Genomic DNA, 23,999 nt, shown 5'->3' on the forward strand with positions numbered 1-23,999 from the left:
CCTGACATGCCGTGATTCTGAACGACGACCGAAAGTATTTTTTCGTCTATGCGCTCGTGAGGTCTTGGTAGCCCTCTACGAAATGTCGCGAGGGATCGATCGGACCCGCTATGACGCAGTAGACTGGAGTAGAGAGACTTCCGGGGACTAGAAGTCCCATGCCAGCAAATAAGCGAAATTTGACGAGTACGTAGCGTGCGCCCTTGGGAGAAGACCAAGTGTCAATTCCAACTCTGAAGTCGATATCCACCGGTGGTGGAAGATCTGGTTCGCTGCCAATGACGTAAGCCCCGTTATTGTGTCGACCTAAGATAAGATCGGGCAACCAATGATCGAAAGCGTTGATGCCGAAATGAGCTACGGCAAATCCATGGGCTACCTTTGCTAAAAATTTGGCGAAGTGCCAATTCTTGATTTCGAATTTGAAATTGAAGGATTTGGCACCCTCGATATCATTGGGCAACCTGCTATCAATGTACCAATGACGAATCTTCACCCACTCCCAATTATCGCTGGGGGGAGCGCCCGTCATCACCCCAGGTAGTGGGAAGTGCAGTAGGGCGACCCCTGACGGATGATTAGATATAGGAAGGGAAAATTGCTTGCGATCACCCGACTGAAAATCGACGGTGAGGGGAAGTTCGGTAGGTCGGTTTTTCGTACCGCGGCGAGATTTTATGCCCGTGGAAAGGCGGAATTCCCAGAACACCTTGCGGGCGATATAGCCTTCAATATTGCTGGTTATGCCCGAACACTTTCTGCAGCTCGCCTTTGGGAAAATGATGTTACCGCCGAGTGATGTCGGGATGATATGCTCGTCCTCAAGTGGAAGGCCGCCCCCGCTAGAGCCGCAATAAATACATCGGTTTGCGGGACGCAGTTTGGGAAAGTCCATGATCCAGCAAGATTCGTTGGATACAAAACGTGACGAAGATTGTTTTACCTCTCCCCGCAAGAGCGGGGCGAGGGAGCCCAGCCAGCCCGTTACCGCAACGCAAATCTGACTCCGGCCCGCGCCAGACCGCCGGCAATCCCGACCGGCGTGCCGTCGGCGCGCCAGCAGGCTGCGCCCGACATCGTGCCGTCCTCATGGAACTGGATCGCGTTCATGCCGCCGGCAACCGTCGGCACCACCTGCACCTTGTGGCCTTTCGCTGCCAGCGCCGCGCGGATGCTCTCCGGCACCGCCTGCTCGACTTCCAGCGCATTGCCCTCGGTCCACACCCGCGGCGCCTCGACCGCTTCCTGCAGATCCATGCCGTGATCGATCAGATTGATCAGCGCCTGCATCGCGCTCGGGAAGATGCGCTTGCCGCCGGGCAGACCCAGCGCATAGGCGAGCTTGCCGTCGCGCAGCGCCATCATCGGCGACATCGAGGTGGTGACGCGCTTGCCCGCGGCGAGCGACAGCGCGTGTCCCGGCCGCGGATCGAACAGGTTCATGTAATTGTTCGGCACGGTGCCGAGGCCCGGGATCAGGATCTTGGCGCCGAACAGATTGTTGATGGTCTGGGTGGTCGCGACCACATTGCCCATCGCATCCGCTGCCGTCATGTGCGTGGTGTGCGCGCTCTCGAGTTGCGTGACGCCGGCACCCCACGCCTGCGCGCGATTGGCATCGATCGCGCCGCGACGCTCGTCGGCATAGGCCTTCGAGGTCAGCCGCTCCACCGGGACATTGATATAGGCGGGATCGCCGCTCGCGGCCGCGCGATCGGCAAAGGCGATCTTCAGCACCTCGGCGAGATAATGGATCGTCTCGGCCGTGCCGAAGCCGAGCCGCGCGACGTCATAACCTTCGAGGATGTTCAGCATCTGCGTGATGTGCACGCCTGACGCCGCCGGCGGCGGCGGCCCGAGGATTTCCCAGCCGCGGTAGTCACAGCGGATCGGCTGCCGCTCGACGGTCTTGTAGGTCGCGAGATCCTGTTGCGCGATGAAGCCACCGTTCCGCTTCATGTAGTCGACCAGGATGTCGCCGAGCGGCCCCTGGTAGAGCGCATTGTCGCCGTGGTCGGCGATGTATCTCAGGGTCTCGGCATATTCGGCCTGCACCACGCGCTCGCCGGGTTTCAGCGGCGCGCCATCGGGCAGATAGATCGCCGCAATCGGCCTGTCCTTCAGCATCTCCTCGGCGCCGTCGGTGATGCATTCATGCAAGTACGGCGTCGCCGCATAGCCGCGCGCGGCATGCTTGATCGCGGGCTGCATGACGTCGGCAAGGCTCATGGTGCCGAAGCGGCGCAGCGTCTCGCACCACGCCTTCAGCGAGCCCGGCACCGCGACCGCCTTCGGCCCGTTCAAATTCTCGTTGCCGACGGTGTCGAACACGTCATGCGCCGAACCGGGCTTCGAGGTGTAAGTGTCCGGCCGCACCGCCTGCGGCACCGTGCTCTGGCCGTCGATGAAGCGGTGGCTGCCGTCGGCGAGGCGGATATGGGCCATGCCGCCGCCGATGATGCCGACCATCATCGGCTCGACCACGGTCAGCGTGAACAACGTGGCGATCGCCGCATCGATCGCATTGCCGCCGGCCGCGAGCATCTCGGCGCCGGCACTCGATGCCAGCGGATGATTGCTCACCACCATGCCGCGGCTGCTGGTGGCCGGCTGCTTCTCACATTGAAAACTTGTCGCGGCGCGATCGCGCCAATTGCCGCCCATGATCCGCACTCCCTTTATTGTTATTCTTGCATGGCTGTCACTTCTGGCACTTCGGGCACCAGAACGTCGAACGGCCGTTCTGGGTAAAGCGCCTGACGATGCCCTCGCAACCCGACGTGCGGCAGGACTCGCCCTCGCGGTCGTAGACCTGGAACGAATGCTGGAAATAGCCGAGATCGCCGTTGGTCAGGCGATGGTCGCTGATCGAGGAGCCGCCGGCCTTGATCGCCTGGTTGAGCACCGAATGGATCGCGTCGACCAGCCGTTTGGCGTGGTCGGTCGGCTCGGCCTTCTTGGTCGCGAGCGTCGCGGCCAATCGCCGCGGCGACAGATGCGAACGAAACAGTGCCTCGCAGACATAGATATTGCCAAGTCCCGCCACCACGCGCTGATCGAGCAGCGCCGCCTTCAGGCTGGTCTTCTTGTTGTGACAGGAGCGCGCCAGCATTGCCGCGTCGAACGCATTGCCGAGCGGCTCCGGGCCGAGGCCCTTCAACAGCGGCTCATCCTCGATCGCGTCGCGGGCGATGATCTTCATGTAGCCGAAGCGCCTGGGATCGTTGAACACGACGGCTGCGCCCGAGGACATGTGGAACACGACGTGATCATGCGCGCGATCGTCGCTGCGCGGATGGTGGAATTGCCCCGGCGTCGCCGCGCCTTCCGGCTTCAGCACGCGGAACGAGCCCGACATGCCCAGATGCATCAGCAGCACGTCGCCGGAGTTAAGGTCCGCCATCAAATATTTGGCACGGCGGCCGAGCCCGGTGATGGTCCGGCCTTCGAGGCGGGCGATAAAGTCTTTTTGAAACGGAAATCGCAAATCCTTGCGGCGGGCCTCGGCCTTGAGGATCTTGGAGCCTTCCATGGCCGGTTGCAGGCCGCGGCGGACGGTCTCGACTTCGGGTAATTCCGGCATGGCGGGCATTCACCTTTTGGAAGTGACGTGATAGCGCCATTGCGGCCGCCGCGCTATGGTTTGGCTGGAGCGTCTTCGAGCTCGAAAACGCGACCAAAAAGGGCCAAAAAGGGTAAGAGTTCTGAGTGATGGATCGGCCGGATCAAACCACCCATTTCGGCTTCAGGGACGTGCCCCTGGGCGAGAAGCAGACGCTGGTGAACGATGTGTTTCACAGCGTGGCACAACGCTACGACCTGATGAACGATCTGATGTCGGCAGGCCTGCACCGGGCCTGGAAGGACGTCATGATCACGACGCTCGACCCACCGAAGGGCGACCGCCCGTTCGCGCTGCTCGACGTCGCCGGCGGCACCGGCGACATCTCGTTCCGCGCCGCCAAGGCCGCGGGCGCCGGCTTCCATGCCACGGTCTGCGACATCAACACCGACATGCTCGCGGTCGGCCGCGAGCGCGCCGCCAAACAGCATCTCGATGACCGCGTGTCGTTCGTCGAGGGCAATGCCGAGGCGTTGGCTTTCGCCGACCGTTCGTTCGACGCCTACACCATCGCTTTCGGCATCCGCAACGTGCCGCAGATCGAGCTGGCGCTGCGCGAGGCCTATCGGGTGCTCAAGCCCGGCAGCCGCTTCCTGTGCCTGGAATTCTCCACCGTCGACGTGCCCGGCCTCGACCGGATCTACGATCTGTTTTCCTTCAAGGTAATCCCGCCGCTCGGCCGCGCCGTCACCGGTGATGCCGAGTCCTATCAATATCTCGTCGAGTCGATCCGCAAATTCCCGCGGCCGAACGCGTTCGCCGAGATGATCGGCGCCGCCGGCTTTGCGCGCGTGAAGTGGCAGAGCCTCTCCGGCGGCATCGTGGCGCTGCATTCGGGCTGGCGTTTGTGATCTCTGCACTGACCCACATCGCGCGGCTTGCCCGCGCCGGTTTCGTGTTTGCGCGCGAGGGCGTGTTCGGGGTCGTCGATCCCGCGCTGGTGCCGCCGCCGGGACAACTCGCATTGAAGATGGCGCGGCTGATCGAGCGCCGCTCGGCCAAGTCAGGGCCGCGGCTGTCACGCGCGCTGACTCGGCTCGGGCCGGCCTATCTCAAGCTGGGGCAATTCCTCGCCACCCGTCCCGACGTGGTCGGCGTCGCGATGGCGCGCGACCTCGAAAGCCTGCAGGACCGGCTGCCGCCATTCGCGCAGCAAGAGGCCGAGACCGTCATCACGCAATCGCTGGAACGGCCGGTATCGCAGGCCTTCGTACATCTGGGCCCGGCGGTCGCCGCAGCCTCGATCGCACAGGTACATCGCGGCGAGGTCGAGCGCGACGGCGTGCGCCAGCAGGTTGCGGTCAAGGTGCTCCGGCCCAACGTCGCCGCGCGCTTCCGCCGCGACCTCAGCGACTTCTTCTTTGTCGCGCACAAGGCCGAGGCGCATTCCGCCGAGGCAAGGCGCTTGAGGCTGATCGAAGTCATCAATACGATGTCGCGCTCGGTCGCGATGGAGATGGATCTGCGGCTGGAGGCGGCCGCGCTGTCCGAGATGGCCGAGAACACCCGCGACGATCCGGACTTCCGCGTGCCCACCGTGGATTGGGATCGCACCGCGCACAGCGTGCTGACGATGGAATGGATCGACGGCATTGCGCTGAACGATCACGCGCGCCTGGCGCAGGCCCAGGTCGACCTGCCCGATCTCGGCCGCAAGGTGATCCAGAGCTTCCTGCGCCACGCGCTGCGCGACGGCTTCTTCCATGCCGACATGCATCCGGGCAATCTGTTCCTCGACGAGGCCGGCCGCCTCGTTGCGGTGGATTTCGGCATCATGGGTCGGCTCGGGCTGAAGGAGCGGCGCTTCCTGGCCGAGATCCTGCTCGGCTTCATCACCCGCGACTATCGCCGCGTCGCCGAGGTGCATTTCGAGGCCGGCTATGTGCCGGGCCACCATTCGGTGGAGAATTTTGCGCAAGCCATCCGCGCCATCGGCGAGCCGATCCACAACCGTACCGCCGAGGAAATCTCGATGGCGAAGCTGCTGACGCTTCTGCTCGAGGTCACCGGCCTGTTCGACATGCAGACGCGCCCCGAGCTGATCCTGCTGCAGAAGACCATGGTGGTGGTCGAGGGCGTGGCGCGCGGCTTCGACCCCAAGCTCGACATCTGGAAGATCGCCGACCCGGTGGTGCGCGAATGGATCACGCAGAATCTCGGGCCGGCCGGCCGCATCCAGGGCGCGATCTCGGGCGCAGGCGAGCTCGGTCGCGTCCTTGCCAATTTGCCGTCGATTGCCAACCGCGCCGTGACGGTGCTCGAGCAGCTCGAGACCATGACGCGGGAGGGCCACACGCTGTCGTCGGATTCGATCGACGAAATGGCCCGCGCCGAGGCCCGCAAGGAGCGGGTCCAGACCATAGGCCTTTGGGTCATTGCGATCGCCTCCATCGCGATCTTTTTCGCCATCCGAGCGCACTGATTGCAATGCATGCACCATGTGATAGCATCGCTATCATACGCATGATCTTGTCGGAAAACCGCTTCGCACTTTTCCGGATCATGCCTGGGGCATGCCATGGCCAGCCTGACCATCCGCAAACTCGACGACACCCTGAAAGCCTATCTGCGGCTGCGGTCCGCCAAAAACGGGCGCTCGGTCGAAGAGGAGATCCGGGTCATCCTCCGGGACCTCGCCGAGGGCGGTACAGAGCCTGCGGAGGCGCCCAGATCGGGCTCCGCCACGCCCGCAGCGCCTGCGCCGCGGGCCGGCAGCGCGGCCGGCGAGGCCCGGGTGACCCTGATCATCGGCGGCGGGATCGCGGCCTACAAGGCGCTGGATCTGATCCGGCGGCTCAAGGAACGGCACATCCAGGTCCGCTGCGTGCTGACCAAGGCGGCCCAGCAGTTCGTCACCCCGCTCGCCGCCAGCGCGCTGTCGCATGAGCGCGTTTATACCGACCTGTTCGACGCCGAGAGCGAGTTCGACGCCGGCCATATCCGCCTGGCGCGGGACTGCGACCTGATCGTGGTGGCACCGGCGACCGCCGACCTGATGGCCAAGATGGCGCAGGGCCATGCCGACGACCTCGCCACCGCCACGCTGCTGGCGGCAAACCGGCAGATCCTGCTGGCGCCGGCGATGAATCCGCTGATGTGGAACAACCCGGCCACCCGCCGCAACGTGCTGCAGCTGCGCCGCGACGGCGTCCATACCGTCGGCCCCAATGCGGGCGAGATGGCCGAAGCCGGCGAGGCCGGCGTCGGGCGGATGGCCGAGCCTGTCGAGATCGCCGCCGCCGCCGAGCGCATGTTGCGGCCGCCGCAGCCGCGCCCGCTGGCCGGCAAGCGGGTGCTGATCACCGCCGGGCCGACCCACGAGGCGATCGATCCGGTCCGCTACATTGCCAACCGCTCGTCCGGCAAGCAGGGCTTTGCCATCGCGGCTGCCGCGCGCGCCGCCGGCGCCGAGGTCGTGCTGGTGACCGGGCCGGTCGAGCTCGACGATCCCCAGGGCATCTCGGTGATGCACGTGGAATCCGCGCGCGACATGCTGCACCGGGTCGAGGCGGCGCTGCCGGTCGACGTGGCGATCTTTGCCGCCGCAGTCGCCGACTGGCGGGTCGCCACCGAAGGCAGCCAGAAACTGAAGAAGACCACAGCCGGCATGCCGCCGCTGCAACTGGTCGAGAACCCCGACATCCTCGCGACAATTTCCAAGCTGAAGGAGAAGCGGCCGCCGCTGGTGATCGGCTTTGCCGCCGAGACCGAGCACCTGATCGAGAACGCCAAGGCCAAGTTCGCGCGCAAGGGCTGCGACTGGATCGTCGCCAACGACGTCTCGCCGGCGACCGGCGTGATGGGCGGCGACCGCAACACCGTCCATCTGCTCGCGCGCGAGGGCAAGGAGGTCACCGTCGATTCCTGGCCGGTCATGACCAAGGAAGAAGTCGCGACCGCGCTGGTGTCGCGGATCGCACGAGAAGTAGGAACCGGATCGTGAGCGCCACCATCAAGGTCGAAGTCCACCAATTGCCGCATGGCGCTGATCTGCTGCTGCCGATCTATCAGACCGATGGCGCAGCCGGGCTCGACCTGTTGGCCGCGGTGCCGCGGTCGGCGCCGCTGCTGCTGCTGCCGGGGCGCTACGAGATGGTTCCGACCGGGCTGACCATCGCGCTGCCGGCGGGCTATGAGGCGCAGGTGCGACCGCGCTCCGGGCTCGCCGCCAAATACGGCGTCACGGTGCTGAACTCGCCAGGCACGATCGACGCCGACTATCGCGGCGAGATCAACGTGCTGCTGATCAATCACGGCGAGCAGGTGTTCTCGATCCGGCGCGGCGAGCGCATCGCGCAGATGGTGATCGCGCCGGTCACACGGGCCGAGCTGGTTGCGGTCGAGGTGCTGTCGTCCACCGAGCGCGGCAGCGGCGGCTTCGGCTCGACCGGACGCTAGATCAGCGGGCGCCGGCTCACCTCGCCCCGCGTGCGGGGAGAGGTCGGAACGCATCGTCAGATGCGTTCCGGGTGAGGGGGGATCTCCGCGAGCGCAGCCATCACCCCATCTGCGGAGACGGCCCCTCACCCCAACCCTCTCCCCGTAAGAACGGGGCGAGGGAGCCCACCTGTCGTCGTAACCCGAGACGTGTGCGGATGCCTCTGGCAGATCACGCTGCTGAAGCGCACTCCCGCGTGAATACGGAGTCAATTCGCGTAAAATCCACACCACCGGCGCATTTTTTCACAGCGGATTCTGCGTTCACGGTCTGGACTCTTACTCGCCGAGTCCGGTTGGGACTATTCTGGATTGATTCGAGCGCGACGGGGGGTCTTCGTCGGGCTGTCGGGTCCTGCTCGGGCATGATCCACGGACAAACGCGAAACGTTTGCCGTGAGGGAACACCGGTCTCCTCATTTCCGGATCATGCCTCAAGGTTTGTGCGTTCTGGGGCAACATATGTCGGGCGTAGTCGCGGCAATGCGTCGAACCCTGCTGTCATGCACCTCACTGGCGCGCGACGGCATGATTGGGCTCGCCATCACCGCATTGCTGCCGGCCCGCGCCTCGTTCGCCGCCGAAAGCCTGGTCGCCCAGGCGATGTCGGATCATCTCGGCTTCAATCACCAGGAGGTCGCGGTGCTCGCGACGTCGTTCGCGCTGGTCGGCTTCTCCGCCGTCGCCGCGATCCTGTTGATGCGCACCCGGCTGCGCGCGACCCGCAATGAAGAACAGCTGCAATCCGAGATATCGGACCTGCAGGCGCAATCGGACCGGCTGCGCGCGCTGCTGTTCGTCGAGCCGCAGGTCCTGATCTCCTGGGCCGCGGGCGACAACCGGCCGCAGATCTCGGGCGACACCTCGCTGGTGATGTCGCAGGAAGGGTCGCCGCAGCGCGTCCTTGCCTTCGGAACCTGGCTGCCGCCCGAGCCGGCGCTGCAGATGGACCACGCCGTCGACGCGCTGCGCGAGAAGGGCGAGGCGTTCCTGCTCAACCTCTCCACCTCCGCCGGCCGCGCCATCGAGGCGATGGGCCGCGCGATCGGGGGACAAGCCATCGTCCGGATCCGCGAGCTCGGCGGCCTGCGCCGCGAACTCGCCGAATCCAACCTGCGCTACAAGACGCTGCAGGAGGAGACGGAGCTGCTGCGCGATTTCGCTGCCGCGGCACCCTGGCCGATCTGGGCCAAGAGCCTCGAGGGCAATCTGCGCTATGCCAACGCGGCCTATGTCCGCGCCACCGAGGGCAAGAGCGTGTCGGACGCGCTGCAGCGCAATCTCGAACTGCTCGAAAGCGACCAGCGCACCGAATTGACCCGCGCGCTGAACGACAATGCCAGCTATGCCGCGCGGCTGCCGATCGTGGTCAGCGGCGAGCGGCGGATCTACGACGTCCAGGCGCTCAAGCTTTCCGGCGGCACCGCCGGGATCGCGATCGACGCCAGCGAAGCCGCGGCGCTCCGTGCGGCGATCGCGCGGATGGTCGAAGCGCACCGGCGCACCCTCGACCAATTGTCCTCTGGCGTCGCGGTGTTCGACGCCGACCGCCGGCTCACCTTCTACAACGAATCCTATCGGCGGCTGTGGGGCCTCGACCAGGCCTTCCTCGACAGCAATCCCGACGATTCCAGCGTGCTCGACCGGCTGCGCGCCAACCGCAAGCTGCCCGAGCAGCCGGACTTCCGCGCCTGGAAGGCCAAGCTGCACGAGGCCTACCGCGCGGTCGAATCCGAGACCTATACCTGGTTCCTGCCCGACGGCCGCGCCATCCACGTCGTCACCACGCCGAACCTCGAGGGCGGCGTCACCTATCTGTTCGACAACGTCACCGAGAGCCTCGACCTCGCCCGCCGCTACGACCGCCTGACCCGGGTGCAGCGCGAGACCCTCGACAATCTCAGCGAAGCGGTCGCGGTGTTCGGCAGCAACGGCCGCGCCGAACTGTTCAACCCGCCGTTCGCCAAGATGTGGAAGCTGCCGCCTGACGCGCTGCAGGGCGAACCGCATATCGAGGCGGTGGAAGCGCTGTGCCGGCCGCTGTTCGACGACGCGCTGACCTGGCGGACGCTGCGCGAGCAGATCACCGCGATCGAGAACCGCGCCCAGGTCGCGCTCAAGCTCGAGCGCAGGGATGGCAGCGTGCTGAACTGCCTGACCATCCCGCTGCCCGACGGCAAGACCCTGCTCGCGTTCCAGGACATCACCGACACCGAGAATGTCGAGCGGGCGCTGCGCGAGCGCAACGAGGCGCTGGAAACCGCCGACCAGATGAAGGTCGATTTCGTCCACCACGTCTCCTACGAGCTGCGCGCGCCCCTCACCACCATCATCGGCTTCGCGCATTTCCTCAGCGATCCCTCGACCGGACCGCTGACCCCGAAGCAGGCCGAATATCTCGATTACGTCACCAAATCGACCAACGCGCTGCTGGCACTGACCAACAACATCCTCGATCTTGCCACCATCGACGCCGGCGCGATGAAGCTCGAGCTCGGCCCGGTCAATATCGGACAGGCGATCGAGGCCGCCGCCGAAGGCATCCAGGACCGGCTGGCCACCGACCGCATCGCGCTCAAGGTCGACATCGAGCCCAATATCGGCGCCTTCATCGGCGACGAGCGGCGCGTCGTGCAGGTGCTCTACAATCTGCTCGCCAATGCGGTCGGCTTCTCGCCGCATGACGCCACCGTCACGATCAGCGCGCACCGCACCGCGCACAGCGTGGTGTTTGCGGTGACCGATGCCGGTCCCGGCATTCCGCCCGAGATGCGCGACAAGGTGTTCAACTGGTTCGAGAGCCATTCCCATGGCTCGCGGCATCGCGGCGCCGGGCTCGGCCTGTCGCTGGTCCGCTCCTTCGTCGAGCTGCATGGCGGACGGGTGCGCGTCGATTCGACCGTAGGCCAGGGCACGACGGTGACCTGCGACTTCCCGATCGACCAGACCGCACATCGCAACGCTGCCGAATGACGGCGCCCTCGACATTCTCGGTGGCGCTCGCGAACGAAACCGCGACGTCAGAGCTGATGGCCGACCTCGCGCTGCTGATCGGCGCCGGCGACGTCATCACGCTGTCGGGCGACCTCGGCGCTGGCAAGACCGCGGCCGCGCGCGCGCTGATCCGCTACCTCGCCGACGACGATACGCTTGAGGTGCCGAGCCCGACCTTCACGCTGGCGCAGAGCTACGAGCTGCCGTCGTTTCCGCTTGTCCATGCCGACCTCTATCGCATCAATGACGCCAGCGAGCTCGAGGAGATCGGGCTGGCGCCATTGCCCGACGATATCGTGGCGCTGATCGAATGGCCGGAGCGCGCGCCCGACGCGATGCCCGCCGATCGCATCGACATCGCCTTCAGCCATCGCCCGGCGCTCGGATCGGCCGCGCGCGCGGCCGAGATCACCGGCCACGGCAAGGCCGCGGCGAAGGTCACCCGGCTGAACGAGCTGCGCCAGTTCCTCGATCGCGCGGGCTTCCTCACCGCCCGGCGTGAGCGGATGCCGGGCGATGCCTCGACCCGCTCCTATGCGCGGCTGCGCAATGACGACGGCAGCGTGATCCTGATGAACTCGCCGCGCCGCCCCGACGGCCCGGCGATCTACAACGGCAGGCCGTACAGCGCCGCGGTGCATCTCGCCGAAGATGTCAGGCCGTTCGTCGCGATCGGAAACGGTCTGCGCAAGCACGGCTTCTCCGCGCCTGCGATCCGCCACATCGATCTCGAATCCGGCTTCCTCATCACCGAGGATCTCGGCGCCGAAGGCGTCATCGCGGGCGATCCGCCGCAGCCGATCGCCGAGCGCTACGAGGCCGCCGTCGACATGCTCGCCGCGCTGCATCGCGAGGCGCTGCCCGACACGCTGCCGCTGACATCAAACGAGAGCTACGACATCCCGGTGTTCGATATCGACGCCTGGCTGATCGAGATCGGGCTGATGCTGGAATGGTATTTGCCCGACCGCGGCGTGCAGCCGAGCGAGGAGATCCGCAGCGAATTCCTCGGCATGTGGCGCGGCCTGCTGGAGAAGCCCGCTGCGGCCCCGCAGACCTGGGTGATCCGCGACTTCCATTCGCCGAACATCATCTGGCTTGCCGAACGCACCGGCATCCTGCGCGTCGGCATCATCGACTTCCAGGACGCAACGCTCGGCCCCGCGGCCTATGACGTGGTGTCGCTGCTGCAGGATGCGCGGATCGACGTGCCCGAGCAGCTCGAGCTGGCGCTGTTGACCCGCTACATCAAGGCGCGGCGCGCCACCGACGAGAACTTCGATCCGGCCGGGTTCGCCGAGCTCTATGCGATCATGTCGGCGCAGCGAAATACCCGCCTGCTCGGCACCTTCGCCCGGCTCAACCGGCGCGACGGCAAGCCGCACTACCTCAAGCACCAGCCCCGGATCTGGACCTATCTGGAGCGGTCGCTGGCGCATCCGGCGCTGACCAGCTTCCGGATCTGGTACACGGCCAACGTTCCTCCGCCGGTACCGTAGTTTACGGCTTGTTAGCCGTTTATTAGCCTTGGATCCCCTAAGCTTGCACCGGGTCGCACCACATCCTTGGCGCGGCCGGATCGGGAGCGGGACCAGACGATGGGGACGGAACGACGCAGGGGCGATCGTGTCACGTTTGAACGCGGCATCGCCGCGCACATGATGGGCATTGACGGCACCTGGCGGCGCGACTGCACCATGGAAGACGTGTCGGAGATGGGGGCCAAGCTCTCCGTCGAGGGCTCGGTCGAGGGCCTGAACCTGAAGGAGTTCTTTCTGCTGCTGTCGTCCACAGGATTGGCCTATCGCCGCTGCGAGTTGGCGTGGGTCAATGGCGATCAGATCGGCGTCAACTTCCTCAAACAAGGCGACAAGAAGAAGAAAACGGCCAAACGCGGCGCGCAGGCAGCCGACGTTTAGGCCAACCGTCGTCGTTAATGCCGTCTTACGGCCGTCATGTCCTATGACTATGGCGTCTGATTGATGTGCTTGCCGAATCGCCGTGATAGGATCGGCGCATGAGAGATGATGACCGAGAATATCCGGAAAATGCCCGTCACTCCCCATAAGGCCATGGTGCTCGCTGCGGGTCTCGGCGTCCGCATGCGCCCGCTGACCAACACGATGCCGAAGCCGCTGGTCAGCGTCGCCGGCCAGCCGCTGCTCGACCATGTGCTCGACAAGCTCGCCGGCGCCGGCGTCACTGAGGCCGTCGTCAACGTGCACTATCTGCCCGACCAGATCATCGAGCACGTCAAGACCCGCAGCCGCCCGCGCGTGATCATCTCCGACGAGCGCGACCAGGTGCTCGGCACCGGGGGCGCGGTCGTCAAGGCGCTGCCGCTGCTCGGCGATGCGCCGTTCTTCCATCTCAATGCCGACACGATGTGGATCGACGGCGTGCGGTCCAATCTGGGGCGGCTCGCGGAAGCCTTCGACCCCGAGCGGATGGATATCCTGCTCTTGATGGCGCCGACCGCCTCGAGCATCGGCTATGGCGGCCGCGGCGACTATTCGATGCTGCCGGACGGCGCGCTGCGCAAGCGGCGGGAGAACCAGGTGGTGCCGTTCGTCTATGCCGGTGCCGCGATCATGTCGCCGTCGCTGTTCGCGGACGCTCCGGCCGGCGAGTTCTCGCTGACCAAGATGTTCGACCGCGCCAATGAGCAGGAGCGGCTGTTCGGCCTGCGCCTCGACGGCGTCTGGATGCATGTCGGCACCCCAGACGCGATCCAGGCCGCGGAAGAAGCCTACCTGGAAAGCGTCGCGTAAGCGACGCCGTCGTCAATCGTCTCCGTCGATCGCAAGCACCGCAAAGCTCGCCAGCCAGTGCTCGCCCATATAGTCGCCGGCGATATGCGGCAGGCCGGCGTCGAGATGGCGTCGCGCGGCGTCGAGCAGGATCGCACGGCGCGTATCATCCTCCGGCAATGCACCGGCCAGCGCACGCCAGCACCATGCGCGGCTGAGATTGAGCCCATCGAGATGCGCCAGCTTGCCATCCGTGCGATCGGTCACCGTGGCAGGGCGGAACAGGGTTGCGGGCTCGCGTTGCGCAAGCCGCGGCAGGAAGCGATCGAACCAGGGCAGGAAGTCGCCCGGCGGCAGCAGCCGCCGCATGCACTCCGCTTCGATCAGTGCGGACGACTGGAAGTCGTCGCCGCTGGGCTCGCCCCAGGCGGGACAGTCCCGATCGGCGCCGTACCAGCGCAGCGCGGTCTCGCGCAGCAGCGCGCCGAATGCATCGTCCTGCGTCACGGCGGCATAATCGGCAGCCATGCGCAGCCCGAACGCGGTGTTGAAATGGGTGCCGACCCGCACCGGATAGGTGGCGAGCGGCAGGAAATCGCGAAAACGCTGCGCGAAGATTTCAGCGAGCGGCCCGATTCGATCGCGCCACCGCGCCCCGTCGAGCAATGAGAGCTCCGCTGCGAGCTTCAGCAGCCAACCCCAGCCATACGGCCGCTTGAAGCCGCGCGCCGTCGGCGCCGCGAGATAGGCGCATTCGGCCGCGATCTTCTCCGCAACGAACTGTTCGTTGAACAGGCTGCGGATATCATCTGCCACGTCGGATGCCGGATAGCGACGCAGCAGCCGTGCCAGCATCCAGTAGCTGTGGACGCAGGAGTGCCAATCGTAACTGCCGAAGAACACCGGATGCAGCTCGCGCGGCGTGCGCGCGTCCTGCGGACCCGCCAGCACATGATCCGGCTTGTTGGGATATTCGCGGCCGACATGGCCGAGCGCGATGCGGGCAAAACGGACGGCGAGGTCTTCGGTCAGGATCGGGTCGCTCATGACGGGGCTTGCTCCTTGCGCGCGCGCCGGACCAGCAGCTCGATCAGGCGCGGCGTCATATAGATCGGAAACTGGGTGGCCGCGAAGAACAGCGCCGTCATCGGCGACACCGCCGCGCCCATCGCCGACCAGATCAGTCCGACGTTGCGGTTGCCGAGAACGAGACCGCTGGTCAGCCGCGCAGCAAGATTGCCCGGCGTGAGTAGTACGCCAAATCCTTGCAGCGCGAGATTACAGGCGAAAGCGAGCCCGATGCAGGTCGCCGCCGCGATCGGCTGCGTTTCGATCTGCGCACGCACGCCGGCCATGGTGGCGATCGCAAACAGCAGCAGCGAGGCGAGCACGAGCGTATCGATGCTGCGCGAACGCCGCGCCAATTCTGCAGCGGCTTTTTGGCGCAGCAGCAACGCGACCGCGCCGGCGCCGCCGACCAGCAGCGCCAGCCGCACGGCAAGCGCCAGCGGATCGAGCGCGAGACCGGCAAAGCCGGCTGCGATCAGCGGCACCGTGACCGGCGCCAGCACCATCGACAACAGCGTCACTGCCAGCGGAACGGTGGCGTCGAAGCCGAGCATGCGCGCGACCGCCGCCGTGCCGCTCGACGGCGGCGCGCACACCGACAGCACCAGCGCGACGATCAGTTCGGTGCGAAGTCCGGCGCCGCGCGCGGCGAAGCCGACCGCCAGCGGACAGGCCAGCATCGCCAGCGCCGGCAATAGCAGCCAGACCAGCGGCCGCCGCAATGCGCGCCGGAACGCCGCGCCATCGGTCTGCACAAAGGTGCCGAGCACCAGAACGAAGATCGCCGCCGCCATCAGCGGGCGGACGGCGTCCGCCAGGGCAGGCAAAGCCAGTCCGGCCAGCACGCCGATGATCAACAAGGTGGGTCCCCGGGGCACCAGCCTTTCCAATGATCGCGCCAAATCCTCGGATCTCATCGCCATGTCCTGACCCAGCATACGACTGGGCAAATCATTGTTGAAATCGATTATTTCTATAAGCATTATTGCTGCAATGAATTTAGCTGCCGTCGATCTCAATCTGCTGGTCGCCTTCGAGGCGCTGATGGAGGAGCGCCATGTCACCCGCGCGGCCGAGCGCATTGGCCTGGCCCAACCATCGATGAGCAGCGCGCTGCGGCGGCTGCGCGCGCTGTTTGCCGACGAACTGTTCCTGCGCGCCGGCGCCGGCATGCAGCCGACCGAAAAGGCACTCGCGCTGGCCGGGCCGGTCGGCGAGGCGTTGCGGCAGATCAGAGGCGCGCTGGCGCCCGATCCTGCCTTCGATCCCGCCACCGCGCGACGACGCATCACCATCGCCGCCACCGACTATGGCGATCTGGTCCTGGTGCCGGAACTGACCCGCCTGTTGCGCATCGAGGCGCCCGGCATCGACCTTGCCGTGCGCCCACTGACCGAAGCGACGACGGCGCTCGCAAAACTCGAGCGCGGCGAACTCGACGCGCTGATCGGCGGCCATTTGCCGGAGTCGCCACGCTGCGTCCGGCACCGGCTGTTCGAAGAGCGCTTCGTCTGCATCCGCGCCGCCGCGCCCGCCAATCAATCGGAACGCCTGACCCTGCAAGATTATGCGGCCCTGCCGCATGCGCTGTTCTCGGCGGCCGGCGGCGATGGCCTGCCGAGCGTGATCGACGCGCTGCTGGCGCGCCATGGACTGAAACGACGAGTGGCCGTGACGCTTGCGCATGTGGTGGCCGTTCCCTTCGCGGTCACGGGCACCGATCTCATCGCCACGATGGCCGAGCGCGTCGCCCGCCGCTTTACGAATCTGGCCGATGTTGCGGTGGTCATGCCGCCGATCGACATTCCAGCCTTCGCGATCGACCTGATTCATGCAAGCCGTGCTGCTGAGGATCCGGCGCTGCGCTGGTTCCTGGATGCCATCGATCGCTGCGTCGCCGGATTGCGATCATGAGCGGTTGAGCATGAGGGGTGGCTAACGACGGCCGCCGCTCCCTATATTGGCGCCGGATCGAATCAGGCAGCCCATGCGCGTTTTCAGCGTTCCCGTTTCTGCGCCGTTCCTGCGCACCGTCATCTCGGCGCTGGTCGACGGCCGGCTGGTCGCAGGATTCGAGGCGCGCAACGATCCGGCGAAGCTCGCCAACGCCACGCTCTATCTGCCGACCCGCCGCGCCGGACGGCTGGCGCGCGAAATCTTCCTCGACGTGCTCGATTCCGACGCAGCGGTGCTGCCACGCATCATAGCGCTCGGCGAGATCGATGAGGACGAGCTCGCCTTCGCCGATCAGGGCGACGACATCGGCGGCGCCGCGCCGCTGGAGATCCCGCCCCGGCTCGGCGAGCTCGAGCGACGGCTGACCTTGGCGCATCTGGTCGCGGCCTGGGCCAAGACGCCGGTGTCGGCGCCGCTGGTGGTCGGCGGTCCGGCCTCGACCTTGCAGCTCGCCGGCGATCTGGCGCGGCTGATGGACGACATGGTAACGCGCGGCGTCGACTGGCGCGCACTCGACCGCCTGGTGCCGGACCAGCTCGACAAATACTGGCAGCATTCGCTGGAATTTCTGCGCATCGCACGCGACGCCTGGCCGAACTACCTCAAGGAGATCGGCCGGATCGAACCGGCGGCGCGCCGCGATTTGTTGATCGAGGCGGAAGCCGCGCGGCTGACCGCGCATCCGACGGGCCCGGTGATCGCGGCCGGTTCGACCGGCTCGATGCCGGCCACCGCAAAATTCCTGCACGCGGTGGCGAAGCTGCCGAACGGCGCGGTGGTGCTGCCCGGGCTCGACACCGATCTCGATGAAGAGTCCTGGGACACGATCGGCGGCGAGCGCGGCGACGACGGCAGGTTCAAAACGCCGCCCTCGTCGAACCACCCGCAATTCGCGATGCACGCGCTGCTCGACCGCTTCGGCATCAAGCGCCGCGATGTCGAAAGTCTCGCGCAGCCGGCACCGCAGGGCCGCGAAATTCTGGTGTCGGAGACGATGCGTCCCTCGACCGCGACCGCGCAATGGCACGACCGGCTGGAACGGCCCGAGATCGCGGCGCGGATTTCGGCTGGGATGAGCAACCTCACCGTGGTCGAGGCGTCCAATCCGGAGATGGAGGCGCTGGCGATCGCGGTCGCGATGCGCGAAGCGCGGCATCTCGGCAAATCGGCCGCGCTAGTGACGCCGGACCGCGCGCTGGCGCGCCGCGTGATGGCCTCGTTGACGCGCTGGAAGCTCGAATTCGACGATTCCGGCGGCGACGCGCTGATCGAAACGCCCGCCGGCGTGTTCGCCCGCCTCACCGCGGAGGCCGCGGCCAGGGGGCTGGAGCCGCCGACACTGCTCGCGCTGCTCAAGCATCCGCTGTTCCGGCTCGGCAGCGCGCACGGTGCGCTGAAGCGCGCGACCGAGGTGCTGGAGATCGCGTTGCTGCGCGGCACGCGGCCGCAAGCCGGGACCGCCGGGCTTGCCCGCGACTTCGCCCGCTTCCGCGCCGAACTGGTCAAGCTTAGTGGCGGCGAGACCTCGTCGCTGCACGCCATGGAGCCACGCACGCGGCTGCGCGACAACGAGCTCAACCAGGCGCAGGACCTGATCGCCAGGTTGCAGGCGGCGCTGGCGCCACTGGAAGGCATGGCGTCGTCAAAACTGCATGATTTCGCCGAATTGGCCGCGCGCCACCGCGAGGCGCTGGTCGCGCTGTCCTCCGACGAGAACGGCATCGCCATCGCGTTCGAGGAACGCGCCGGTGCGTCGCTGGCATCCGCGTTCGACGAGCTGCTCGCCAAGCAGCAGCCGAGCGGGCTGATGACGCCGCTGTCAGATTATCCCGAGGTTTTCCAGACCGCATTCGCCGACCGCATGGTACGGCGGCCGGAATCGGCGCGGGCTCAGCTCAACATCTACGGCTCGCTCGAAGCGCGCCTCACCGAATCCGATCGCGTCATCCTCGGCGGCCTGGTCGAGGGCGTCTGGCCGCCGGCGCCGCGGGTCGACCCGTGGCTGAGCCGGCCGATGCGGCATGAGCTCGGGCTCGATCTCCCCGAACGGCGCATCGGCCTGTCCGCGCACGACTTCGCGCAGCTGCTCGGCCATGACGAGGTGATCCTGACCCACGCGGCCAAGGTCGGCGGCGCGCCGGCTGTTGCTTCGCGCTTCCTGCATCGGCTCGAAGCGGTGGCGGGCGAAGCGCGCTGGAAAGCCGCGACTTCGGCCGGCGAGATTTATGTGCAATATGCCGCCGAGCTCGACCGGCCCGACAAGGTCGAGCCGATCGCGCAGCCCGAGCCGCGGCCACCGCGCGAGGCGCGGCCGCTGAAAATGTCGGTCACCGCGATCGAGGACTGGCTGCGCGATCCCTATACGATCTATGCGCGCTACATTTTGCGGCTCGATCCGCTCGATCCGGTCGACATGCCGCTGTCTGCGGCGGACCGCGGCTCCGCAATCCACGAATCGCTCGGCGAGTTCACGCAAACTTACGCCGACGCGCTGCCTGACGACATCAAGGGCGCGCTGCGCGACATCGGTAGCAGGCATTTCGCGCCACTGATGGAGCGGCCGGAGGCGCGCGCGCTGTGGTGGCCGCGCTTCCAGCGCATCGCGGGCTGGTTTGCCGAATGGGAGCAGGCCCGGCGCGGCAGCATTGCTGCGATCAAGGCCGAGATCCGCGGCGAGATCGGCATTCCGCTTGACGATGCCAGGACGTTCGTGCTCTCAGCGCGCGCCGATCGCATCGAGCGGCGCGACGACGGCAGCTTCGCGATCCTCGACTACAAGACCGGGCAACCGCCGACCGGCAAGCAGGTGCGCATGGGCCTGTCGCCGCAGCTGACGCTGGAAGCCGCGATCCTGCGCGAGGGTGGCTTTGCCGACATCCCGGCGGGCTCCTCGGTCGGCGATCTCGTCTATGTCAGGCTGAGCGGCAACAACCCACCGGGCGAGCAGCGCTCGCTCGAATTGAAGATCAAGACCAACGACGCCCCGCAGCCGCCCGATGAAGCCGCCGACAGCGCGCGGCGCAAGCTGGAAGCCCTGATCCGCGCCTTCGACGACGAGAGCCAAGCCTACACCTCACTGAACCTCTCGATGTGGGCGAACCGTTACGGCGCCTATGACGACCTCGCGCGGATCAAGGAATGGTCCGCCGCCGGCGGCCTGGGGATCGAGGAATGGTGAAGGCCGCCAGACCGATCCCGCCCGCGGTACGTGATGCGCAGGCCCGCGCGTCCGATCCGAAGGCCTCGACCTTCGTGTCGGCCAATGCCGGCTCGGGCAAGACGCATGTGCTGGTGCAGCGCGTGATTCGCCTGCTGCTGTCAGGCGTGCCGCCGGAAAAGATTCTCTGCATCACCTTCACCAAGGCCGCCGCTGCGAACATGGCGGAACGTGTGTTCACGACGCTCGGCCATTGGGTGACGCTCGACGATGCCGGGCTCGATGCTGCGATCCGTGAGGCCGGCATCGCACATCCGGATTCGAAGCTCCGCAAGGAAGCGCGCAAGCTTTTCGCGTGCGCGCTGGAGACGCCCGGCGGCTTGAAGGTGCAGACCATCCACGGGCTGTGCACTCGCCTGCTACAGCAGTTTCCGTTCGAGGCCAATGTGCCGGCGCGCTTCGCCGTGCTTGATGATCGCGACCAGAACGAGATGATGGAGCGCGCCAATCTCGCCGTGTTCCTCGAGGCATCGCGGATTCCCGACAGTCCGATCGGCCGCGCGCTGCGGACGGCGATGGCAAATGCCGCCGACGTCACCTTCAAGGAGGTGGTGCGCGAAGCCTGCCTCAGCCGCGACCATTTCATGGCCTGGACCGATGCCGCCGGCAGCGCCGCGGCCGCCGCCGCGCAGATGTCCGCGGCGCTTGGCGTTCCCGCCGATATTCGCATCGAGGATGTCGAGCGCGAGATCGTCGACGGGCCGAACCTGCCGCGGTCGAGCTGGCAGGAGACGGCGACGCTGCTCGACACCAGCAGCAAGGCGGATCAGAAGCAGGCCGAGCGGCTGCGCAGCGCACTGACCTTTAGCGGGGCGGCGCAGGTCGACGAATATCTCGGCGTGTTCCTGACCGATGAGCGGGCACCGCGCGCCTCCGTCGTCACCAACAATTTCATCAAGAAGAACTCCATCGCGGGTCATCGCTTCGAGGCGGAGATCGACCGTCTCGGTCCCCTGATCGAGCGCCGCCGCGCCGTGGTGGCACGCGACCGCACCGAGGCGCTGATCCATATCGCGACCGCGGCGGCCGCGCATTACCGCCGCGAGAAGCTGGAACGCGGCCTGCTCGACTATGACGATCTGATCGACAAGACGCTGGCAATGCTCGACCGCGTCTCCTCGGGCTGGGTGCATTACAAGCTCGACCGCGGCGTCGATCACGTGCTGATCGACGAGGCGCAGGACACCAGCCCGCGGCAATGGGACATCGTCGCCCATATCATCTCGGAATTCACCTCCGGCGCCGGTGCCCGCGACGGCCTGGTGCGCACCGTGTTCGCGGTCGGCGACGAGAAGCAGTCGATCTTCTCGTTCCAGGGCGCAGCCCCCCGTGAATTCGACCTGCGACGGCGCGAGCTGAAGCGACGATTTGAAGAGGCCGGGCTGAAATTCGATCCGGTGTCGTTCACCTATTCGTTCCGCTCGGGGCCGGTGATCCTGCATTCGGTCGACCATGTGTTCCGCGAGCAGGAGATCTTCCGCAGCATTCATGCGGTCGAGAACGGCTATCCGATCCACAATGCGATGGCCGATGCCGGCCCCAGCCTGATCGAGCTGTGGGATCTTGCGGCGGCCGACGACCGCCAGGACATCGAGGGCTGGCGGGCGCCGTTCGACGGCGTGTCCGTGACGAGCCCCGAGGTGAAGCTGGCGCGGCGCATCCAGGCCGAGATCAAGCGCCTCGTCACCAGCGGCACCATGACCGGCAGCGAAGGCGCGCGGCGGCCGCTGCGTTACGGCGACATGCTGATCCTGGTGCGGCGGCGCGGCAACGCCTTCGACGCGGTGATCCAGGCGCTCAAGCATGCCAACATCCCGGTCGCCGGCGCCGACCGGCTGAAGTTGACCGAGCACATCGCGATCATCGACCTGATGAACCTCGCCGATGCGCTGCTGCTGCCGCAGGACGACCTCGCGCTCGCGGTGGCGCTGAAGAGCCCGCTGTTCGGCCTCGACGATGACGACCTGTTCAAGCTGGCGTATCAGCGCCGCGGCTCGCTGCGCGAGGCGCTGGCCGCGCTGGCGCCGAGTGATGAGCGTTTGGCGGCCGCGCTGCGCCGCCTCGAAGGCTGCGAGCGCCGCTTCACCCAGGAGACGCCGTTCGCGTTCTACGCCTGGCTGCTCGGCGGCGATGGCGGGCGGGCGCGCATGCTGCGCCGGCTGGGCCACGAGGCCAATGACGCGCTCGACGAATTCCTCGAGCTGGCGCTGAGCTATGAGCGCAAGGCGCCGGCCTCGCTGCAGGGCTTCGTCGCCTGGATGCGCGCCGCCGACACCGAGGTGAAGCGCGACATGGAGATCTCGCGCGACGAGGTCCGCGTGATGACCGTGCACGGTGCCAAGGGCCTCGAAGCATCGGTGGTGTTCCTGGTCGACACCACGACCTCGCCGTCGGACACGCAGCGGCTGCGGCTGATCCATCTGCCGCAAGGCAACGCCGCACCGAACGCCCCCGGCGTCGTGGTGTGGGCCGGCAAGAAGGCCGAGGATCCGCCCAGCGTCGCCGACGCGCGCAAGGCGATGCTCGGCGACACCGAGGACGAGTATCGCCGCCTGCTCTATGTCGCGATGACGCGTGCCGCCGACCGGCTGATCGTCGGCGGCTGCATGCCCGGCAACATGAACACGGTACGCAAATCCTCCTGGTACGATTTGATCACCAAGGGGCTCGCCAATTCCGGGCTCAAGCTGGAGGAAGAGGAGACGCCGGCCGGCAAAGTGACGCGCTATTCGCGGCCGGATGACGCTGCCGATCTCACCAGCGCCGCGGCGTCGCCGGCCGCGGCGCCGATCGTACTGCCGTCCTGGCTGCGGACGGCGGCCGCGCCGGAAGCCGCCGCCGCGGACGTGCTGCGCCCGTCCGATCCGGCCGATGACGACGGCCACAAGATACGAACCGGCGAATCGGTGCTGCTGCGCGCCCGCGCCCTGCAGCGCGGCACGCTGGTGCATCGCCTGCTGCAATCGCTACCCGACGTCGCGGTGGAACGACGGCTCGACGCGGCGCTCGGTTATCTTGCTCGTAACGCCGATGGCTGGAGCGAGGAAGAGCGCGCGGCGCTGGCGCGGCAGGTGGTCGCCCTCACCGTCGATCTGCGCTTCGCGCCGGTATTTGCTCCCGGCAGCCGTGCCGAGGTTTCGATCGTGGGTCGGCTGGAGCGGCCGGGCCGGCCGAAAGAGCTGGTTTCGGGCCAGATCGACCGGCTGGTGGTGACGCCGAACGAGGTCCTGATCGTCGATTTCAAGACCAACCACGCCCCGCCCAAGATCTCCGCCGAGGCCCCCAGGGGCTATATCCGGCAGCTCGCACTGTACCGTGCGGTGCTGGCAAAACTTTATCCCCACAGGATCATCCACGCCGCTCTGCTCTGGACCGAAACCCCTGAAATGATGGAGATTTCCGCCTCCGCGCTAGACGCCGGGCTGGCATAAGGTCATGTCGGCGTGAGCGAGCTTGACCCGGCAAGGGGGCATTCATACGTTTGCCCCATGCTCCCGGGCGCGATTCTCAACCGCGCCCTTTTGTCCTAACCGAACGAGGTACTCACATGGCCGTTGGCAAGGTTTCTGACGCCGATTTCGAAGCCGAAGTGCTCAAGGCGACCGGGCCGGTGGTCGTTGACTTCTGGGCCGAATGGTGCGGCCCCTGCCGCATGATCGCGCCCGCTCTCGATGAGATTTCCGGCGCGATGGGCGACAAGGTCAAGATCGTGAAGCTCAACGTCGACGAGAGCCCGAAGACCGCGTCGAAGTATGGCGTGATGTCGATCCCGACCCTGATGATCTTCAAGGGCGGCGAGATGGCCTCCCGTCAGGTCGGCGCCGCCCCGAAGGCCAAGCTGCAGCAGTGGATCACCGCTGCGGTCTGATCCAGGTCTGCTGATTAAATAATTTCGAGCCCGGCCGGCGGATTCGCCGGCCGTTTGCGTTGAGACCTTGTGTGTTGCGTTTGAAGG

Annotated in this window: 17 protein-coding genes; 12 read left to right on the forward strand and 5 right to left on the reverse strand. The window is 66.5% G+C overall.

Going from position 1 to position 23,999, the window contains the following annotated elements; all coding sequences use genetic code 11:
* Positions 1 to 46: 46 nt before the first annotated feature.
* The 3 genes from ACVINW_RS10260 to mutM all read right to left on the reverse strand — a co-directional run bounded on the left by ACVINW_RS10260 (position 47) and on the right by mutM (position 3,583).
* Entirely contained in the window at positions 47 to 895 is an 849-nt protein-coding gene (locus ACVINW_RS10260; RefSeq protein ID WP_456751186.1) for an HNH endonuclease, read from the reverse strand.
* Between the two features lie 89 nt (positions 896 to 984).
* Positions 985 to 2,664, reverse strand: a complete 1,680-nt coding sequence (gene ggt / locus ACVINW_RS10265; RefSeq protein ID WP_456751187.1) for a gamma-glutamyltransferase — start codon at positions 2,662 to 2,664, stop codon at positions 985 to 987.
* A gap of 37 nt (positions 2,665 to 2,701) precedes the next feature.
* A complete protein-coding gene (gene mutM, locus ACVINW_RS10270) occupies positions 2,702 to 3,583 on the reverse strand; it encodes a bifunctional DNA-formamidopyrimidine glycosylase/DNA-(apurinic or apyrimidinic site) lyase (RefSeq protein ID WP_456751188.1) in 882 nt (293 codons plus the stop codon).
* Between the two features lie 128 nt (positions 3,584 to 3,711).
* On the opposite strand from mutM, the gene ubiE reads away from it, so the two are divergent.
* From ubiE to ACVINW_RS10310, 8 genes are all read left to right on the forward strand, one after another.
* Complete coding sequence (ubiE, locus tag ACVINW_RS10275; protein WP_456756359.1) at positions 3,712 to 4,473, forward strand: bifunctional demethylmenaquinone methyltransferase/2-methoxy-6-polyprenyl-1,4-benzoquinol methylase UbiE; 762 nt, start codon at positions 3,712 to 3,714, stop codon at positions 4,471 to 4,473.
* A complete protein-coding gene (gene ubiB / locus ACVINW_RS10280; protein WP_456751189.1) occupies positions 4,470 to 6,044 on the forward strand; it encodes a 2-polyprenylphenol 6-hydroxylase in 1,575 nt (524 codons plus the stop codon). The genes ubiE and ubiB overlap by 4 nt, the downstream gene beginning before the upstream one ends.
* A 96-nt stretch (positions 6,045 to 6,140) precedes the next feature.
* Entirely contained in the window at positions 6,141 to 7,565 is a 1,425-nt protein-coding gene (coaBC, locus tag ACVINW_RS10285; RefSeq protein ID WP_456751190.1) for a bifunctional phosphopantothenoylcysteine decarboxylase/phosphopantothenate--cysteine ligase CoaBC, read from the forward strand.
* Positions 7,562 to 8,020 (forward strand): dUTP diphosphatase, encoded by a 459-nt coding sequence (gene dut / locus ACVINW_RS10290; RefSeq protein ID WP_456751191.1) that lies wholly within the window; start codon positions 7,562 to 7,564, stop codon positions 8,018 to 8,020. Before coaBC ends, dut begins: the two co-directional genes overlap by 4 nt.
* A 501-nt stretch (positions 8,021 to 8,521) precedes the next feature.
* Positions 8,522 to 11,032, forward strand: coding sequence for an ATP-binding protein (locus ACVINW_RS10295; RefSeq protein WP_456751192.1), 2,511 nt, complete (start codon positions 8,522 to 8,524; stop codon positions 11,030 to 11,032).
* Positions 11,029 to 12,552, forward strand: a complete 1,524-nt coding sequence (gene tsaE / locus ACVINW_RS10300) for a tRNA (adenosine(37)-N6)-threonylcarbamoyltransferase complex ATPase subunit type 1 TsaE (RefSeq protein WP_456751193.1) — start codon at positions 11,029 to 11,031, stop codon at positions 12,550 to 12,552. Before ACVINW_RS10295 ends, tsaE begins: the two co-directional genes overlap by 4 nt.
* 99 nt (positions 12,553 to 12,651) lie before the next feature.
* The gene (locus ACVINW_RS10305; protein ID WP_456756360.1) at positions 12,652 to 12,972 is read left to right on the forward strand and encodes a PilZ domain-containing protein; all 321 of its coding nucleotides are present in this window, start codon (positions 12,652 to 12,654) and stop codon (positions 12,970 to 12,972) included.
* A 129-nt stretch (positions 12,973 to 13,101) separates the two neighbouring features.
* The gene (locus ACVINW_RS10310) at positions 13,102 to 13,824 is read left to right on the forward strand and encodes a nucleotidyltransferase family protein (protein ID WP_456751194.1); all 723 of its coding nucleotides are present in this window, start codon (positions 13,102 to 13,104) and stop codon (positions 13,822 to 13,824) included.
* Positions 13,825 to 13,836: 12 nt separating this feature from the next.
* On the opposite strand, the gene ACVINW_RS10315 is transcribed toward ACVINW_RS10310, so the two are convergent.
* A complete protein-coding gene (locus ACVINW_RS10315; RefSeq protein ID WP_456751195.1) occupies positions 13,837 to 14,850 on the reverse strand; it encodes a DUF2891 domain-containing protein in 1,014 nt (337 codons plus the stop codon).
* Positions 14,847 to 15,749 (reverse strand): hypothetical protein, encoded by a 903-nt coding sequence (locus ACVINW_RS10320; protein ID WP_456751196.1) that lies wholly within the window; start codon positions 15,747 to 15,749, stop codon positions 14,847 to 14,849. The genes ACVINW_RS10315 and ACVINW_RS10320 overlap by 4 nt, the downstream gene beginning before the upstream one ends.
* A gap of 79 nt (positions 15,750 to 15,828) precedes the next feature.
* Here ACVINW_RS10320 and ACVINW_RS10325 point away from each other — a divergent pair, with 79 nt between their 5' ends.
* The 4 genes from ACVINW_RS10325 (at position 15,829) to trxA (ending at position 23,912) form a co-directional block, all read left to right on the forward strand.
* Complete coding sequence (locus tag ACVINW_RS10325) at positions 15,829 to 16,785, forward strand: LysR family transcriptional regulator (RefSeq protein WP_456751197.1); 957 nt, start codon at positions 15,829 to 15,831, stop codon at positions 16,783 to 16,785.
* 73 nt (positions 16,786 to 16,858) lie between these two features.
* On the forward strand, positions 16,859 to 20,005 hold the full coding sequence (gene addB / locus ACVINW_RS10330) for a double-strand break repair protein AddB (protein ID WP_456751198.1): 3,147 nt from the start codon (positions 16,859 to 16,861) through the stop codon (positions 20,003 to 20,005).
* Positions 19,999 to 23,475, forward strand: a complete 3,477-nt coding sequence (gene addA, locus ACVINW_RS10335; RefSeq protein WP_456751199.1) for a double-strand break repair helicase AddA — start codon at positions 19,999 to 20,001, stop codon at positions 23,473 to 23,475. Before addB ends, addA begins: the two co-directional genes overlap by 7 nt.
* A gap of 116 nt (positions 23,476 to 23,591) precedes the next feature.
* Positions 23,592 to 23,912: a thioredoxin gene (gene trxA / locus ACVINW_RS10340; protein WP_016847387.1), complete on the forward strand. Its 321-nt coding sequence runs from the start codon at positions 23,592 to 23,594 to the stop codon at positions 23,910 to 23,912.
* Positions 23,913 to 23,999 lie beyond the last annotated feature (87 nt).

The sequence above is a fragment of the Bradyrhizobium sp. USDA 4461 genome (assembly GCF_054055655.1).